At 64.5% G+C, this 16,478-nt stretch carries 13 protein-coding genes and 1 pseudogene; 11 read left to right on the top strand and 3 right to left on the bottom strand.

What is annotated here, in order from left to right; translation table 11 throughout:
• Window positions 1–429 precede the first annotated feature (429 nt).
• On the top strand, window positions 430–1,494 hold the full coding sequence (locus tag C474_RS08785) for a saccharopine dehydrogenase family protein (protein WP_008385966.1): 1,065 nt from the start codon (window positions 430–432) through the stop codon (window positions 1,492–1,494).
• A gap of 31 nt (window positions 1,495–1,525) precedes the next feature.
• Here C474_RS08785 and C474_RS08780 read toward each other — a convergent pair whose 3' ends face one another.
• Window positions 1,526–3,283: a DUF7289 family protein gene (locus C474_RS08780; protein ID WP_008385965.1), complete on the bottom strand. Its 1,758-nt coding sequence runs from the start codon at window positions 3,281–3,283 to the stop codon at window positions 1,526–1,528.
• Between the two features lie 170 nt (window positions 3,284–3,453).
• Window positions 3,454–3,864, bottom strand: coding sequence for a type IV pilin (locus C474_RS08775; protein ID WP_049916864.1), 411 nt, complete (start codon window positions 3,862–3,864; stop codon window positions 3,454–3,456).
• 537 nt (window positions 3,865–4,401) lie between these two features.
• On the opposite strand from C474_RS08775, the gene C474_RS08770 reads away from it, so the two are divergent.
• From C474_RS08770 to C474_RS08725, 10 genes and pseudogenes are all read left to right on the top strand, one after another.
• Window positions 4,402–5,025, top strand: a complete 624-nt coding sequence (locus C474_RS08770) for an RAD55 family ATPase (protein ID WP_008385962.1) — start codon at window positions 4,402–4,404, stop codon at window positions 5,023–5,025.
• 260 nt (window positions 5,026–5,285) lie between these two features.
• A pseudogene (locus tag C474_RS08765) lies at window positions 5,286–7,843 on the top strand (type II/IV secretion system ATPase subunit); the annotation flags it as partial.
• 261 nt (window positions 7,844–8,104) lie between these two features.
• Entirely contained in the window at window positions 8,105–8,464 is a 360-nt protein-coding gene (locus tag C474_RS08760; protein ID WP_008385960.1) for a P1/P2 acidic ribosomal protein, read from the top strand.
• 9 nt (window positions 8,465–8,473) lie between these two features.
• The gene (locus C474_RS08755; protein WP_008385958.1) at window positions 8,474–10,498 is read left to right on the top strand and encodes a type II secretion system F family protein; all 2,025 of its coding nucleotides are present in this window, start codon (window positions 8,474–8,476) and stop codon (window positions 10,496–10,498) included.
• Window positions 10,495–11,037, top strand: a complete 543-nt coding sequence (locus tag C474_RS08750) for a DUF7287 family protein (RefSeq protein ID WP_008385956.1) — start codon at window positions 10,495–10,497, stop codon at window positions 11,035–11,037. Before C474_RS08755 ends, C474_RS08750 begins: the two co-directional genes overlap by 4 nt.
• Window position 11,038: 1 nt before the next feature.
• On the top strand, window positions 11,039–11,632 hold the full coding sequence (locus C474_RS08745; RefSeq protein WP_008385953.1) for a DUF7288 family protein: 594 nt from the start codon (window positions 11,039–11,041) through the stop codon (window positions 11,630–11,632).
• Window positions 11,620–12,582 (top strand): hypothetical protein, encoded by a 963-nt coding sequence (locus C474_RS08740; protein ID WP_008385951.1) that lies wholly within the window; start codon window positions 11,620–11,622, stop codon window positions 12,580–12,582. Before C474_RS08745 ends, C474_RS08740 begins: the two co-directional genes overlap by 13 nt.
• The gene (locus C474_RS08735) at window positions 12,575–13,021 is read left to right on the top strand and encodes a DUF7266 family protein (RefSeq protein WP_008385949.1); all 447 of its coding nucleotides are present in this window, start codon (window positions 12,575–12,577) and stop codon (window positions 13,019–13,021) included. Before C474_RS08740 ends, C474_RS08735 begins: the two co-directional genes overlap by 8 nt.
• Entirely contained in the window at window positions 13,011–13,724 is a 714-nt protein-coding gene (locus C474_RS08730) for a DUF7289 family protein (protein ID WP_008385947.1), read from the top strand. The genes C474_RS08735 and C474_RS08730 overlap by 11 nt, the downstream gene beginning before the upstream one ends.
• A 242-nt stretch (window positions 13,725–13,966) precedes the next feature.
• The gene (locus C474_RS08725; RefSeq protein WP_152421632.1) at window positions 13,967–14,443 is read left to right on the top strand and encodes a nuclear transport factor 2 family protein; all 477 of its coding nucleotides are present in this window, start codon (window positions 13,967–13,969) and stop codon (window positions 14,441–14,443) included.
• A gap of 442 nt (window positions 14,444–14,885) precedes the next feature.
• Here C474_RS08725 and C474_RS08720 read toward each other — a convergent pair whose 3' ends face one another.
• The gene (locus C474_RS08720) at window positions 14,886–16,478 is read right to left on the bottom strand and encodes a COG1361 S-layer family protein (RefSeq protein ID WP_008385944.1); all 1,593 of its coding nucleotides are present in this window, start codon (window positions 16,476–16,478) and stop codon (window positions 14,886–14,888) included.

Below are 16,478 nucleotides of genomic sequence, written 5' to 3'. Positions count from 1 at the left end.
TGAGGTAGTCGTATAACGGACAGTAGAAACACCTATCAAAGATGCTGTCTGATAACAGTTCGCACCAGCTCCCATTGCTCAGAGGCACCCCATATCGTGGGGCGCGGTTTGGGAGTTGGCACACTTCCTGTGAGAGTGGCGACATCGTACCTCGCTAGCCTATCAGCGTCTCTGCCAGCAGATAACGGCGCGGTGTGCACTGGTAGTGGAGACCCGCCCGGAACGACCACGGAAGAGCGCTCTCGACTCGCGGCTCGGCGGATATCTACGACTACCAATGTGGGACTCCGTCGGCGGGACACTGAAAATCTCATACTCGCCGTCCCAGATAAAACAGAATCAGCGGGACGTCAACCTCTTTTCAGCCACGACCGCTCTGCTCGGCGTTCTGCCATGAGACCTATCCGGACACCGACTCCCAGTTACCCTATGACCGAGGAACTCCTGCTCTACGGTGCGTACGGCTACACCGGGTCGCTGATCGCGAAAACGGCCGTCGACCGAGGCTTCGAGCCGATACTGGCCGGTCGCCGAGCGGAACCGCTCGAGGCGCAGGCGACCGACTACGGACTCGAGAACCGGACGTTCAGCCTCGAACACCCCGAAGTCGTCGAGAATCGCATCGCCGACGCCGACGCGGTCCTGAACTGCGCCGGCCCGTTCTCGGCGACCGCTCGGCCGCTCATCGACGCCTGCATCGAAACGGGAACGGAGTACCTCGATATCGCCGGGCGGTACGACGTACTCGAGGAAACTGCCGAACGCGACGGAGAGGCGAGCGATGCCGGTATCACTCTCCTGCCCGCCGTCGGTTTCGACGTCGTTCCGACGAACTGCCTGACGAGCTACCTCACAGAGCAGGTCGAGGACCCGACCCATCTCCGAGTCGCGATCGATGGCCTCGGCACCTTCTCGCCCGGCACGGTGAAGGCCATCCTCGAACAGGCCGGCGACCCCGGAGCGGTTCGCGAGGACGGTCGACTTCGAAGCGTCCCGCTCGCGTGGAAGCGCCGCGAGTTCAGCTTCGAGGGCGAGGCCAAGTCGGCCGTCACCGTCCCCTGGGGGGAAGTCTCGACGGCCTACCATTCGACGGGGATTCCGAACGTCGAAACCTACGCGACGGTCCCCGAGTACGCGCAGACGGCCATGAAGCGCGCCCGTGGATTCTCGGGGATTCTCGGCTGGGGGCCCGTCCAGTCCGCCCTCCAAGCGGTGGTCGACGCCGTCGTCGAGGGACCGACCGCGGCCGAGCGCGCACAGAGTCACAATCGCATCGCCGCCGAAGTCGAGAACGCGGACGGCGACACCGCGTCGGCCGGCCTCCGAACACCCGATACGTACGACCTTACCGCCGAAACCGCCGTCGACGCCGCGGGACGGGTGCTCGACGGCGACGTCGCCGCCGGCTTCCACACGCCGAGCGAAGCGTTCGGGGCGGACTACGTTCTCGAGTTCTCCGGCGTCGAACGGGACGACACCGAGGAATTCGAGTAAGAAAGGAATCGTCTCCGTCACCCCGAGGGGCTCAGGCGCTCTTCACCAGCAGGCGGTGGACGGAGACGTGTAGGTACTCGAGTTCCGAGAGCGTCGAATCATCTGTTAGCGTGTTATCGAGGCCACGGTCGTAGTGGACTGCGCCGTACTGTCCGGCGGTCAGGTTCCCCGTCATGACGAGTCCGTAGACGTCCCCCTGTTTGACGTAGAGATATCCCGTACCGGTCTCGCCGGCCGGCGCGAAGATGACGCCGTCGAACGACGCCGGATTCGCGTTCGACCCTGTAACGGTCGCGCTGAAGTGACGGGGGCCGAAGACGACGAGCCGGTTCGCCTTCTCGCCGGGGATGTGGACACTCGAGGACTTGCCGACGTGGAAGTGCACGTCTTTCGACCCTTCGCCGGTCACTTGGGCCCTCGTCGTGGCCTCGCTCGCGACGACGACGTGGGCGGTACCGTCGCCCACGACGCGTATGTTCCCCGAGTCGAGATTCACCCAGTCGCGGACTGCGACTCTGACGTTTCCGTCGGTCGTGTTCAGTACGAGCGTCTCGTCGCCCTCGAGGTTGAGGCTCTCGAGGTAGTAGTCTCCCGGCCCGAGTTCGGCGGTCGTCCCCGGAACCGAGAGCTCGTTGTCGGTGATATACGGGGTCTGGTCGTTGTCGGCGTCGGCGCGGATACGGTCCGTATACGCGCGCACGAAGCTATCGATCGGATCGACGCTCTCGATGCCGTCAATCTTCGTCACCGTCCCGCTAATCTTCGATCGCTCCGTCGCATCGGGTTCGGGTTCGTCGGTCCACTGGACGTTGCCGTTTATCTGCGAACTCCCGTCGAGGTTGACGATGCCGCCGGAGGTGACGTCCCCGTCGATGCGAGAGTCACCGGTGGTGTACACGTCACCGGAAATCCGCATCGACCCGTTGAGCGACTTCGTGGCGGCGTACTCGCCCTGCGTCGAGTCGTAACTGTCGACGTAGGCTCCGGTTCCGGCGACCCGTAGTTCGCCCGTTCCGGAGGTGGCGACGATACCCACATCGTACTTCCGAACGTCGGGAAGCGCGAAGAAGACTACCGTCACCGCTTCGGCGTCGTGGTCGTACGTCACGACGCCGTCCGTACTGTCCTCGAAGTATCGGCCCCACGCCTCGTAGTAGTCGCTCTGGACGGTGACCTCGACCCGTCCGCTCTCGAGTTTGTTGTGCAGGTCGCGACTCCGGTCCGGGAACGCCCGCGTCGACGTGCCGTTCTTGCGCACGTACACGCGGTCGGTCAGGCCCGTGTCACCGTCGACGGAGACGACGGGTATCGTCAACGTCCCCTCGGTGTAGTGAAACTCCGGACGCGAGAGCATGGTCGTTCCCTCGCCGTCGGCGCGCCAGATTCCCCCGCCTTGGTACGCCACGGTCGTCTCGCCGCGTCGGTAGAAGACGCTTCCGAGCGACCCGTTCACCACCTCCGTCGGCGCGCCAGACTCGGGGCGGAGGGTCACGGCGACCCAGCCGTCGTCGTCGGTGTAGGCGTGCCCGAGGTTGTCGAGACTCGCTAAATCGACCTGCTGGACGGACGACCCACCGAGGGCGACCTGACTCGCGCGCGCGTCGAACTGGTCGAGGCCGCGTTCGGCGTGGGAGACGGCGGCGACGTCTTCCTGTCCGCTGATGGCCATGCTCCCGTAGACGACGAGCATGCTCGACGCGAAGACGACGACGGCCGTCAGGAGGATGAATCCGAGAACCTCGGACTGTCCTCTGTCGTCGCCCGTTCGTCGGCGGTCGATCCCGCTCACGGACGGTCGGACGCGACGAGCGAATCGTCGTCGGACCCCGTCCCTCTCTGTATCAAACTGTCGCTGCGTGGGTACGTTGGGTATCATCGTAATATGAGTGGGACCGAATGTCGTTCGCGTCACGCGAACGGGTGGTCGAAAGGCTGTGCGTTGAAGGGTAGTTTAGTGGATTACTCCACCGTGTACTCGGCGAGGAGCACTTCGCGGTCGCTGCTGGGGTCCTGCCAGACGATGCTGACGACGTCGCCAGTGGTGGCACCAACGGTGACAACTTTGTAGCTGTCACCGGTCGCGAGGGCTCCGGGGTCGTCCGGATCCGCCGATGCGTTGTCTGTCTTCACGATGACTTCGCCGGCAGCGAGGGCGTCACCGCCCTTGTGGTACATCGTGACCGTCCCTGCGTCTGCGTCCTGTTTGAACTTGAGACTCACCTGCGGCGCGTTCGCGCTGTCGGCATCGACGCCGAGGGCGACGTAACCGACGACACCCGCGAGGATGACGGTCATGGCGATCAGCAGTGCGACACCGAGGACAGGGGAGACTGCCCGGTCGTCCGTTCGGAAGGTTTCGAATAGCTTCATGGTTGGTTTCTCACACACCGGGTGCGGCCAGACGGAGACGACGACGGAACGCACCCAGACGAGCGGATCTGACCCCGCCCCCCAGTTACCACCCGGGTGTGGACGCCTCGCGCCCCACCCCAGTTCGCGTTCGTGTGCTGCCGTCCTGTTCGGCTCATCGGTGTGATTCCATCGATGACCGATACCACCATTGTAATTGAAATTATAATTTTTACAGAATCACACGTTTAGCCCACTCCGCCGACACATACGTGACTCGTTAACGTTCACCAAGAATTGGATTCACCGCTCAATGGGCCATTACACCCATTCTACCCCGATAGACCGAACGTTCGCGCCGGTCCGGTTCGACCGCACAATCCGTCCTGCAGTTCCATACGCGCGTGAACGATGCGCACGACTCTAACCAGTACACTAACCAAAAGAATCTGATGTGTAACAATACGGATGTTCTTCGTACGTCCTCTCACGCATGCGAGACAATACTGTGATGCGACGAGGTCGGTGCGACTCGCGCACCCCAGCGGAGGCCGGCGTATGAGCGGTCGATTCGAGACAGGCATCGAGCTACTCGACAGACGACTGTCCGGTGGCGTCCCCCGCGGGAGTCTCACCGCCGTGCTGGCACCTCCCGCCAGCCAGTCCGAACTGCTGCTGTACGAGATCGCGACCGCTCGGCCGACGCTGTACGTCAGCCCGGTGCGCGCCGTCGACGACGTCGACTCCGCGATGGTCGGGTTGCGGCGGGCCCGCGACGACATCGTCGTCACGTCCGTCGACCCGACCGAACCGGAGATGGTCCTCCGTCTGCTCGATGCACTGCCCGACGCATCGACGCTCGTCGTCGACCCGATGGAAGTGTTCGAGGCGCTTCCCGCGGCGCGGTACTGGTCGTTCTTGAACGACCTCCGCGACGGTCTCGACGCGGCGAACGCAGTCGGGTTTCTCCACTGTCTGAACGGTCGGCAGGTTCCAGCGCACCGCGACACGACCGAGTACGTCGCCGATTTGGTGTTCGAGCTCTCGACGGAACGGCGCGGCGACGTCGTCGAGAACTATCTCACGGTTCCGAAGTTCCGGGGCGGAGAGGCGCTCGAAGACGTCATCAAACTCACGCTGACGACCGACGTCGACGTCGACGTCAGTCGAAACATCGTCTGAGCCGGTCGCAGCGTTCCCGGGACCTTGTGACCGTTTAACAACCCGTTTCGTTCAGTTATTCTTACTATTACAATCTAACTACATTTCTACCTTGCAGTAGAGACGCTGAGACGACTGCGACCGGACCGGCGTCTAAAGAGAGCTATGGACACGAACATTCGAAAACAGCTTCGGACGGGGGATTCAGACGCTCTGAGTCGCCTCGCACGGAGCGGACAAGAGGGAGGGGCCTATCGGTCCGTTGCCGAGGTGGTGCCGGCATGAGTACTGACTCTCGGTGGACGGACGTCCGAGAAGAAGCGGAGGCACCCGTCACCGTCGGCGCGTACACCTGGGCCCAGTTCATGCGGGAACACGGGCACGGCGAAGACGTGGCCGCGGCCTACCGCGACGTAAAGACGGACTCGAAGTCGAACGGCGGGTGGTTCGGACTTCGACCCCGCGACCCGACGTCGCCGTCCTCGCCCGACTGGAGTGCCGTGGCGTTCGACCCGGCCGAGTGGCTCGGGTTCGACCCCGACGAACTCCCCGGCCGCATCGAACTGGCGGCGACCCGAGCGAAGACGTTCCGCGGGTGGTTCGCCCGGTTGATCGAGAACACGCCCGTCACCAAAGGCGAGTACACGTGGGAACACTTCAAGTGGGAGTACTACTACGAGGACGGTCGGCTCCCCCGCGAAGAGGGCGAGGTGGTACCGTTCCGTCCCGAAGCGCATCTCGGGTTCGACCCGGACGCGTTCGGCGACAGACTCGACCGCGGTGCGGACGCTGCCCGCGACGTCCGAACGCTCATCGACAGGCGGACGGTCAACGTCCACCCCGAACTCGACGAGGATGTGTTCTTCTCGACGCTCGACGGACACACAACGTTGGTCAATCGGTACGACCTGGAGAAGGCGGTGTCGATGGACAAGAAGGGTCACTTCTTCGAGGTCGAGCGGTACTGGGTGGACAAGCCCTACTGCTTCGTCGTCGTCTTCCACTCGCTTCGGGAGAACGAGAAGAAGTACTACCTCGTATCGCCGTACCGTAACGAGATCGAACAGTCGTTGATGTCGTTCCTCTCGGGGAAGCTCCGCACCGCCATCAAGTACTCCGACGACGACGTCATCGTCCGCGGGCCGGACGCCGACAGAGAGCGGGTTCTCGAACGCGAGACGCACCGACTCCTGAACCGCTACGACCTGTACGGTGACGGCAGCTCGCTGCTCTCGAATCCCCGTCGACGCATCGAGGAACTGCTGCGCCTGCTCGACGACGACAGCACCTTCGAAACCGAGACGCAGGGTGAACTGGACGGCATCGCTGCGAGACCCGAACCCGCCGTTCTGGCGGAGGACGCGGACACGCTGACCGAGTATCAGGTGCACAAACTGCTCTACTTGCTGAAGCGGAACTTCCTCGGGTACGAGCGCATCGACGGTATCAAACACGACATCAACGTCGAGGACATCTCCTGCGACGGCTACAACTCGCCGGTGTTCGTCTACCACACCGATTACGAGCAGATCATCACGAACGTCGAACACGGGGAGGGCGAACTCGACGACTTCGTGATCAAACTCGCTCAGCGCTCCGGCAAAGGGATCAGCCAGCGTCGCCCGCAGGTGGACGCGACGCTCCCCGACGGGTCGCGCGCGCAACTCACGCTCGGGAAGACCGTCTCGGGCCACGGGACGAACTACACCATCCGGCAGTTCAAGGACGTGCCGTTCACGCCGGTCGATCTCATCAACTGGCACACGTTCTCACTCGAACAGATGGCGTTCCTGTGGCTCTGCATCGAGAACAACCGGTCGCTCATCTTTGCCGGCGGGACCGCCTCCGGGAAGACTACCTCGCTGAACGCGGTGTCGCTGTTCATCCCGAACAACACGAAGATCGTCTCTATCGAGGACACCCGGGAGGTGGAACTCCCCCAGCGAAACTGGATCGCATCCATCACCCGCCCCGCTTTCGGGACGAGCGACAAGGGCGATATCGACGAGTTCGACCTGCTGGAGGCCGCCCTCAGACAGCGACCCGACTACATCGTCATGGGCGAGGTCCGCGGCGAAGAGGGGCGGACGCTGTTTCAGGTGATGAGTACCGGCCACACGACGCTGACGACGTTCCACGCCGACAGCGTCGGCGAGGTGCTCAAGCGCTTCACGACCGAACCGATCAACGTCTCGAAGTCGCTGTTCACGTCGCTCGATCTCGTCTCGGTCCAGACGCAGACGCGAATACAGGGCCGGAAGGTGCGTCGGAACAAATCGCTCACCGAGATAAACCACTACGACGCCGAGAACAACGAGATCAACGTTCAGGACGTCTACCAGTGGAGCGCCGACTCTGACGAGTACAAGACGATGGGGAAGTCCAACNCTACGACGCCGAGAACAACGAGATCAACGTTCAGGACGTCTACCAGTGGAGCGCCGACTCTGACGAGTACAAGACGATGGGGAAGTCCAACACCCTCCAGAAGATCAGATTCGACCGAGGGTGGGACGAGGAGACACTCGAACGCGAACTCCACAAGCGACAGGCAGTCCTCGCCTACCTCGTCGTGAACGGCCTCAGCGAGTACACGCAGGTCGCGGCGACCCTCCAAGGCTTCCTCAACGACCCCGACGCCATCTTGACCATGATGTCGAACGGAACCCTCGAGAACCACCTCGACGAACTCCGGAAGATGGAGAGCGTCGTCATCGACGTGGATCCCGAGAAGGAAGCGCTCGTTCCCCGTCCCGACCCGGACGTGAAGACGTACGAACAGGCGCAGGCGTTCCTCGACAGCGCCGAGGCGACGCTATTCGACGACTACCGGAACCGAGAGTCGAAGTCGCTCGCGGCGGTTCTCGCGGACATCTCGAAAACGGAGAACGTCGTCGCGGAACCCGGTCAGCGAGAGCGACTCGAGGACATGTTCTACGACGCGACGCTCCTGCGGTCGGACGACCAAGCGGCGGCCGCCCGTCCCGCGGAGGGCGACCCCGTACACGCGGTCAGCGACGGCGGAACGGACGCGGACAAAAGCGAAGGCACGGAGACGGACGACGAACGACGCGGAGACGAATCACGAACTCGATAACCCATGAAGTACACCTACGCAACCCTACTGCTGAACGAAACCGGTGCAGAGATCAACGAACAGAACCTGTCGGCCGTCCTCGAGGCCTCACAGACGGAGTTCTCCGTCTCGCGGGTGAAAGCGGTCATCGCAGCTCTCGAAGACGTGGACATCGACGAGCACGTCGCCGCGGCGCCGACGGGCGACGAACCCGACCACGAGGACCACTCCGAGGAGGGGGAACCCGTCGCCGACGGGGCGACCGAGGCGTTCGATCTGGTCGCGTCCGACGACGGCGAGAGCGAGTCGACGGCGACCGACGGCGGCCTCCCGACCACGCGCTCTGAACAGACCGACAGCGACGACCCGACCGAAGGTAGGTAAGGAGTTCAGATGAGCACTGGTTTCGTCGAACGTGGGGTCTCCGACCGGACGATGGAGGCGTTCGGAGACACGTTCTACCCGTTCTACCGACGGCTGTTCGGATCGGACAGCGACTTCGCCGCCGGCGTCGAGCGGAAGCTGGCCGAATCGCGGATGCCGTACAACGTTGAGATGTACCTCTCGGTCGCGCTGGCGGCCGGGACGGCGTCGGGTCTCGCACTCTGGTTCGCCGGACTGGTCGTCGGCTACCTGCTGTTCGTCAGCAACGTCGTCCTCCTCGGACCGGTGCTCGACGTCTCGGTCTCGAACCAGGCCGTTCTCGCGACGATAGAGGCCGTTCGGGTCCCCGCCCTGGTCGTCGTGACCGGCCTCGTGTTCGGGTCCATCGGGTTCGGCATCGGGTTCGGCACTACCGTGTTCGTCCCCTACCTCCGGTCGGGTGCCCGACGGCGCGAGATCAACCTCCTGCTGCCGGACGCCGTCTCGTTTATGTATGCGCTCTCCATCGGCGGCATGAGCCAACTCGAGATATTCGAGGCCATCGCGGACGCCGACGACACGTACGGCGAGGTGTCGCGGGAGTTCAGGACGATCATGCTGGAGACGGAGTACTTCGACACCGACTACCGGTCGGCGATACGAAAGCAGGCGTTCGAGACGCCCAGCGCGGAACTGAGTCAGTTCCTGACCGACATGCTGTCGGTCATCGACAGCGGTGGCGATATCACCCGCTTTTTCGACGACAAGAAAGCGCTGCACTTCCGCACCGCAAAACAGGAACAGGAGGACATCCTCGAAACGCTCGAACTGTTCGCGGAGGTGTTCGTCACCCTCTCGCTGTTCCCGCTGCTGCTCATCATCGTCCTCATCGTTCTCAGCATGCTCGGCGAGGGACAGGAGATAGTACTGTACCTCACGGTTTACCTCCTCATCCCGATGTTCGGCGGCGTGTTCATCGTCATCCTCTCGACGATCACGCAGGACGAACTCGGAGACGGCGTTCTCCGAACGAAAGAGCGAGCGTATCTTGCCGAAGACGAGTTGAGCCACGGGCTGTTCGGCGGCGGCTTCGTCGACCAGTTCACCGGGCGATTCAGCGTCTTCGACCGTATCGCACGCCGGGAGGGAAGCTTCCAGACGCTGCAAATCGTCAGGCGTCCCCACCTGTTCCTGCGGGACAACCCGACCTACACGCTCGCGCTGACGGTTCCCACCGCCGCGATGCTCGTCGGCGTGGCGGTACTGACCGGGTCGGCCCCGACGACGTGGGACGGTCTCGTCGCCGAGCCCATCTGGGGGACGTTCGTCTACATGTACCTCCCGGCGTTCGTCATCGGCATCCCCGTCGTCGTGTTCTACGAGTGGAACGTCCGCTCGCGATACGGCATCCTCGACACTCTCTCGGAGACGCTCCGCAAACTGGCGAGTGCGAACGACACGGGGCTCACGCTGTTGGACTCGGTTCGAACCGTCGTCGATACGTCCTCGGGTCGGCTCTCAGAGGAGCTGGAGATCATCTACACGAAGAGCAGCTACGGGATGAACATCTCCGAGTCGTTCATCGTGTTCAACAACAAATACCGCCTTCCGGCCCTCGCACGCACCGTCAAGCTCATCACCAGAGCGCAGGAGGCCTCCGGGCAGATATCGTCCGTACTCACGACGGCCGCACAGGCCGCGGAGAATCGCGACGACATCGAACGCGACCGGCGGTCGCGAACGCGGATGCAGGTCGTCATCGTCGTGATGACCTATCTGACGCTCCTCGGTGTGATGGCCATCCTGAAAGTGCGGTTCATCGACGTGCTCGCGCAACTCGCGTCCCAACAGGGGGCGTCGAGTGCGAGTCGGTCGTTCATGGCGACCATGGACGCGTCGCTCCTCTCGCTGTTGTTCTTCCACGCCGTGACGTTGCAAGCGGTCGTCACCGGACTCGTCAGCGGGTACGTCCGGGACGCGCGATTGCTCTCGGGGGCGAAATACGTCGTGGGACTGCTCGTCGTCTCTCTCCTCGTCTGGGGTGTGGTCGGATGACCCGGACCGACGGCGTGAGCGTCACGGCGACGCGAAACCGGGGACAGACGAACCTCGACTTCCTGCTCGGAATCGTCGTCTTCTTCCTCGCACTGTCGTTCGTCGTCGCGAGCGCGCCGCAACTGATCGCACAGTACGACGCACAGGAGACGCCACTGGTCGCAGAGCGCGTGTCGACGACGCTCGCGGACTCACTGCTGGTCGAATCGGGCGCCCCTGGGGCGCTCGACGTCGAGTGTACCGGCGCGTTCTTCGCCGGTGTCGGCGGTGCCGGGTGTCCCTTCTCGACGGGCGACGCACTCGCCGACGTCGTCGGCGTCCACGAGACGTACAGCGTGAACGTCTCCCTGCAGTGGGACGTGACCGGCGACGCCGAACCCGACCTGCTCTGCTACAACGGCGGCGACGTCGGCGCGTGCGGTACCGACCGCCTCGCCGTCGGTCCGGACGTCCCGCAGGCACACCGGTCGGCCGCTACCGAACGCCGAACCGTCCTCGTCGGTGACCAACCCGCGGTTCTCGAAGTGAGGGTGTGGTGAGATGACCGATCGCGCACAGACGTTCACGCTGGAGTCGGTGACGGCGGCGGTCCTCCTCGTGGGTACCGTCATCTTCGTCACGCAGGTGGGCGGCGTCACCGCGCTCACGGCGAGTACGTCGAGCCAACAGGTAACGGAAGCGCAGTACGGTGTCGCCGTGGGCGTCCTCGACGCCGCGACGGCGGACGGCGCCGTTCGAGCCACGCTGCTCTCGTGGGATCCCGACGACAGCTCGTTTCACGGCACGGGCGACTATCGTTACGCCGTCGACGGAGAGATGCCGACGGCGTTCGGCGCGCTGTTGAACGAGTCGTTCGCGGATTCGGGATATACGTACAACGTGAACGTGGTCCACGTCGACCCGACGACGAACGAACAGCGACGCGTTCCGGTGATCCGACAGGGAACGCCGACCGACGACGCCGTGCGGGCGGTCCGGACGGTCACGCTGTACGACGACGACGTGTTGCTCGACTCTTCGGGCACCGAGACGGAGACGACGCTGACCGAGGCGTCGTCGTTCCACGTTCCCGACGCCGTCGACGGCCCGATATACACCGTCGTTCGCGTGGAGGTGGTCGTATGGCCGGTCTGAGCGCACGGCTCCGGACCGGATGCCGCGGCCACGGCCGCGACCGCGGGCAACTCCTCCTCGTGGGGGCGTTCTCTCTCGCCCTTCTCGTCGTGGCGCTGGCGATGATCCTGAACGGCGTCGCGAGCGGGGAAGTGCTGGCGACCGACCGGACCGACGTTCACGATGCCCGTGACGCGGTCCGGTTCGAACACAGCGTCCACCGCGGCATCGGCGGTGCCGTCGAGGTGCTCAACCGGCGAAACGACGGTTCGTACGCCGACCTCGACACCGCACTCGCGGACTCGGTGGACGACTGGGACGAGGCGGCCGCCCGCGGCAGCGCCGCAGAAGGGGTCGACCTCTCTGTCGAACGCGTCGATTGGGAACGAGGGACCCGCATCGAACAGCGCGACTCCCGCACCTTCACCGACGCGAACGCGACCGAGAATTGGACGCTCGCGTCGGCTGTCGGGCAGACCCGCGCCTTCGAGATGAACGTCTCCCGGACGAACCTGTCCTCGTCGTGCACGCCCGAGTGCTTCGCCGTCGTCGCAGACGACGGGACCGACGTGTGGCGAGCGTCGTTCACGCAGACGGCGTCGAAAATCGACGTGACCGTCGAGAGCCCAACCGAGACAAAGACCTGCAGCGTCTCGGGTGCGTCGGCGGTCGTCGACCTCTCGTCGGGGACGGTGAACGATGGGACCTGTTCGTTCCCGCCGTTCGCCGACGGCCTCGGCGGGTCGTACGACATCGGCTACGAGAATGGGACTCGGGCGGACGGAACGTACGGGCTGGTCGTCGACGTGAACGAGTCGGGCGTGTTGGGCGTGAGCCCGGACCGATACGACGAGACCGCGCCGACGGCCTCGCCCGCAGTCTACGCTGTCACCGTCTCGGTGACCTACCAGACGCCGCAGTTGGCGTACGCGACCGAACTACGGGTCGTCCCGGGTGAGACCGATGCGTGATCGCGCCTCGACGACCGCGCTGAACTACGTGATGCTCCTCGGCATCGTGGCGATTCTCGTCTCGACGCTCGTGGTCGGTGTCGGTGATCTGGTGATCGACCAACAGGAGCGCGGCGTCCGTTCGCAACTCGACGTCGTCGGGAACCGACTCGCGGCCGACGTCGCCGCGGTGGACGGCGTCGCACGACAGACCGACGGCACGGTGCGTCTGCGGAGCGACCTTCCCGACCGGGTCGTCGGGAGCCCCTACACCGTCACCGTCGAACAGACCGGCAGTGACAGCTACCGGCTCACGCTGCGGAGTTCCACTCCGGACGTCGTCGTCCACGTCCCGTTCCGGTCGACGACGCCGGTGGCGGAGGGCACGGTCCGCGGCGGGCCGGTCGACGTCGGGTACGACCCCGCGACGTCTTCGGAGGTGACGCTTCGTGACCGATAGAGCGCAGGCGGAGACGCTCGGATTCTCCACCGTGTTCGGACTGGTCATGCTGATGATCGTCGTCGTCTCGCTCGTCGTCTATCCGGCTATCGAAGACGTCCAGGACTCCCAGCGCGTCTCGAACGTCGAGCGCAGCATGACGGTGTTCGCGGGCAACGTCGACGACGTGGTCGGGAACGACGCCCCGCGTCGGTCGACGGGATTCCGACTCGATAGCGGCCAACTGTCTCTCGGTGATCCGGTAACGGTGACGGTGACCGGCGACTCGTTCGGCGAGACGTACGAGGTTCGTCCCCTCATCTATCGAAGCGACGACGGGACGGAACTCGTCTACGTCAACGGTGCGGTCGTCCGCGACGACGGGCACGGGGTCGTGATGCTCACCGAACCGCGACTCCGCTTCTCGGATCAGGGAGTCGTCCTCCCCATCGTCCGTCTTGGTGAGGCGACGGGACCCTCCGCCGTCGGTGGGTCGACTAGGGTGGCGACGGTTCGCGAGGCGACGCACGTCGCCGTCGCCGACCGGACGTCACAGACCGTCTCAATCACGATGACGTCGCCTCGCGTAGAGGCCTGGCGGCAGACGCTCGAATCCGACGCGGGGGCGACGTGCGGGTCCGTCTCCGGTGAGACGCTGACCTGTACGGTGAACGCCCAACGGGTGTCCGTCGTCGTCGTCGACGTCGGTGTCTCGTTCGAGTGACCGGTCGGCCTCCGGGACACCCGACACGTACGGGCTCACCGCGAAGGCTGCTGTCGATGCGGCGGAACGTGTGCTTGACGGAGACCCGTGCAAGCGAGACGGCTCGTTCTTCTGATGGGGAACGCCACGACCGAGCAGGCGACGCTGTAACTCACCGCGCATCCGCCTCATCTCGTACGAACCCGGGCATCTTGGCTCAGGTACATCGTCTCTGACGTCGTAAGACACGTGGGATTACCGCTATGGCCAACTCATCAATGAAACGTAACGTCGAGACCGTGACGCGGATGTACGAGTCGTTCGCCGAGGGTGATATCGATGCCGTCGTCGCGACGTGGGACTCGGGCATTGAACTTCACGAACCCGAAGGAATCGTCGGTGGCGGGACGCTTCGCGGGCGAGACGAGATTCTCGAGAACCTCTTTGCCGGCTTTGCAAACGACTGGACGGAGGTCTCGGTCGTTCCGGAGCGGTTCATCGATGGTGGCGACACGGTCGTCGCGCTCATCACGTGGAGCGGTACCTACGTCGAGACGGGGACGTCCGTCGAATTTCGCGGTGCACACGTCTTCGACTTCCAGGACGGGAAAATCGTTCGCTGGACGTCCTACGCCGACACGGCGTTATTCAATGCCGCGACGGAGAATGGACCGACCGACTCGTTCGGACCCTCCGAACGGTCGGGATGGAGACCGCACCGCTTTCCCGACCGGTTCTGACGCACCGATTAGCCCATGACCCTCGCGCCAGCGTCTCTCTCACCCGATACAGATGCCCTCTGTATACCGTAAACACACATTCGGCCGCACCTGCCGTCCCGTCCGCGGAGTGCCGTTTTACGCGCCTGAACTCCGCGTTCCCGGTAGAATGTCTCCGCACCTCCGTGGTGCATGACTGCCTGTGGCGGCAGTACCCAGAGTTCTGTGCCGCATTGTGGGCACGGGTAGCGATACTGGGTCTGGGGAGCCCTCGTCAGTCCGGAATTCGTGGCCAACCTCTCGTGTGTGCTTGTTGGACGGCACCGACTAGAAGATGAGACTGTCCCCTCGCAGCGGAGCGAAGGATGAAACACACGAGTGCTCCCCACGCAGATTGCTTGATCTGGATGAGTTCCTGTTCGTGGAGGTGGCCGACCGGCCAGTCCACACGGCCGGGCGTCACCTACCGCCGCCGATACCACCAGTACCCGACGGCCGAGAGGAGCACCGCGCCGAGAACGGCGATAACGACGAGCGAGACGATGTCGTCGGCCTGTTCCTCTTCTGCGACGTCGACCCGCACGCGGTAGGAGTCGGTGACCTCGGTGGGAGTCTCAGCCGTCTCGGCGGTGACGTTCAGGCGAACGGAGTGCGTGCTCGGCACCGCGTCCTCGTCGACGGACAACTCGAAGGCGACCGTCGCCGACTCGCCGGGCGAGAGCGCCGGCACGTACGCCTCCGGGGCGACGCTCGTGAACGGTTGGCTCGGCTCCAACGCGAGAACGACGTCCCGCCGGGTCGTCTCACCGGTGTTGGTGACGACGACTTCGAGGCGGTTGGTGCTGTCCGGGGCGAACGTGGCGTTCCGCGCCTCCACGCCGAACAGGTCCCGTTCCGGTCGGACCTGTCCGGTGACTCGTATCGGGTCGCTCCCCGTCACCGATCCCGCTCTTGGCTCGTACTCCACCGTCAGCGAGAACGGACGCGCGCCGGGCGTCGCGTCGTCGCTCACCGCGGCGGAAAACTCGACGTCGGCCCGTTCGCCGGGTTCGAGCGTTCCGACGGCGACCGAATCGTCGATTATTCGGATGTGTTCGGAGTCCGTCCGAAGCGTCACGACCGCGCCGCGGACCCGCTCGGGGCCTTCGTTGACGACCGATCCTCGGAGCGTTCCCCGCTCGCCGACGTACAGCGAGGCGTTCAGCGATGGAACCGAGAACGCCGTCTCCGGACGCGGGTCGATGCCGACGCTCAGCGGTTGTGAGTTCTTCGGGTTCCCGTCCGAGTCGAGATACGAGACGACCGCCTGCGCGGCGTAGTTCTGCGGCGTCCGGTTGCCGTCGACGGCGACGTCGTACGTGACCGTCCGCGTCTCGTCTGGGCCCCACGACCCGACGTACCGCGTCGCCTCCTGCGCCCCGCTGAACGCCACGGCCCCGTTCGGCGAGGACAGCGTCACCGTCGCGTCGTCGGCGGGCGCCGCCCCGGTGTTCTCCAACAGCAGCGAGACGGATCCGCTCTCGCCCACTTGCGCGTCCGTCGTCGTCTCCACCACACGGAACGAGGCGGTGTCCTCGACGATCACCGTGACGGTCAGCTCCCGTTCGACGGTGCGTTCGGTTATTCCGCCCGTCACCTCCGCGATGGAACTCGTGTGCGTGTACTCGACGGTCACCGGCAGCGTGTACGTCCCCGGTTCCGCGTCCGCGTCGACCGAGACGTCGAACCCAACCGTCGCGCTCTGACCGCTGGCGAGTCCGCCGACGAGCCGCGGACCGGATTCGACGGTCAGCGGGGCGTCACCGTCGTCGAGAGACAGTTCGATTCCCCGCGCCGTCGTCACGCGCTCGTTGAGCGCCGGATTCGTCGCGGACGCGAGGTCTAAGTCGCCGCTGTTCGCGACGGTCAGTTCGAGCGTTCCGCTCTCGCCGACGGCCACGCGGTTATCGCCGAGGGCGACCTTGAGGTCCGGTGACCCTCGAACCGCCGCCCCGACGGTTCCCGGAACGACGATGAGCGAGACGAAGATGAGGGCGAGGAGTTGCCGTCGATTCAT

The organism is Halogeometricum pallidum JCM 14848 (genome assembly GCF_000337095.1).
GTDB classification, from domain to species: Archaea; Halobacteriota; Halobacteria; order Halobacteriales; family Haloferacaceae; genus Halogeometricum; species Halogeometricum pallidum.
The sequence above is the reverse complement of the archived record's forward strand: the minus strand, read 5'-3'. Positions and strand labels throughout refer to the sequence as shown.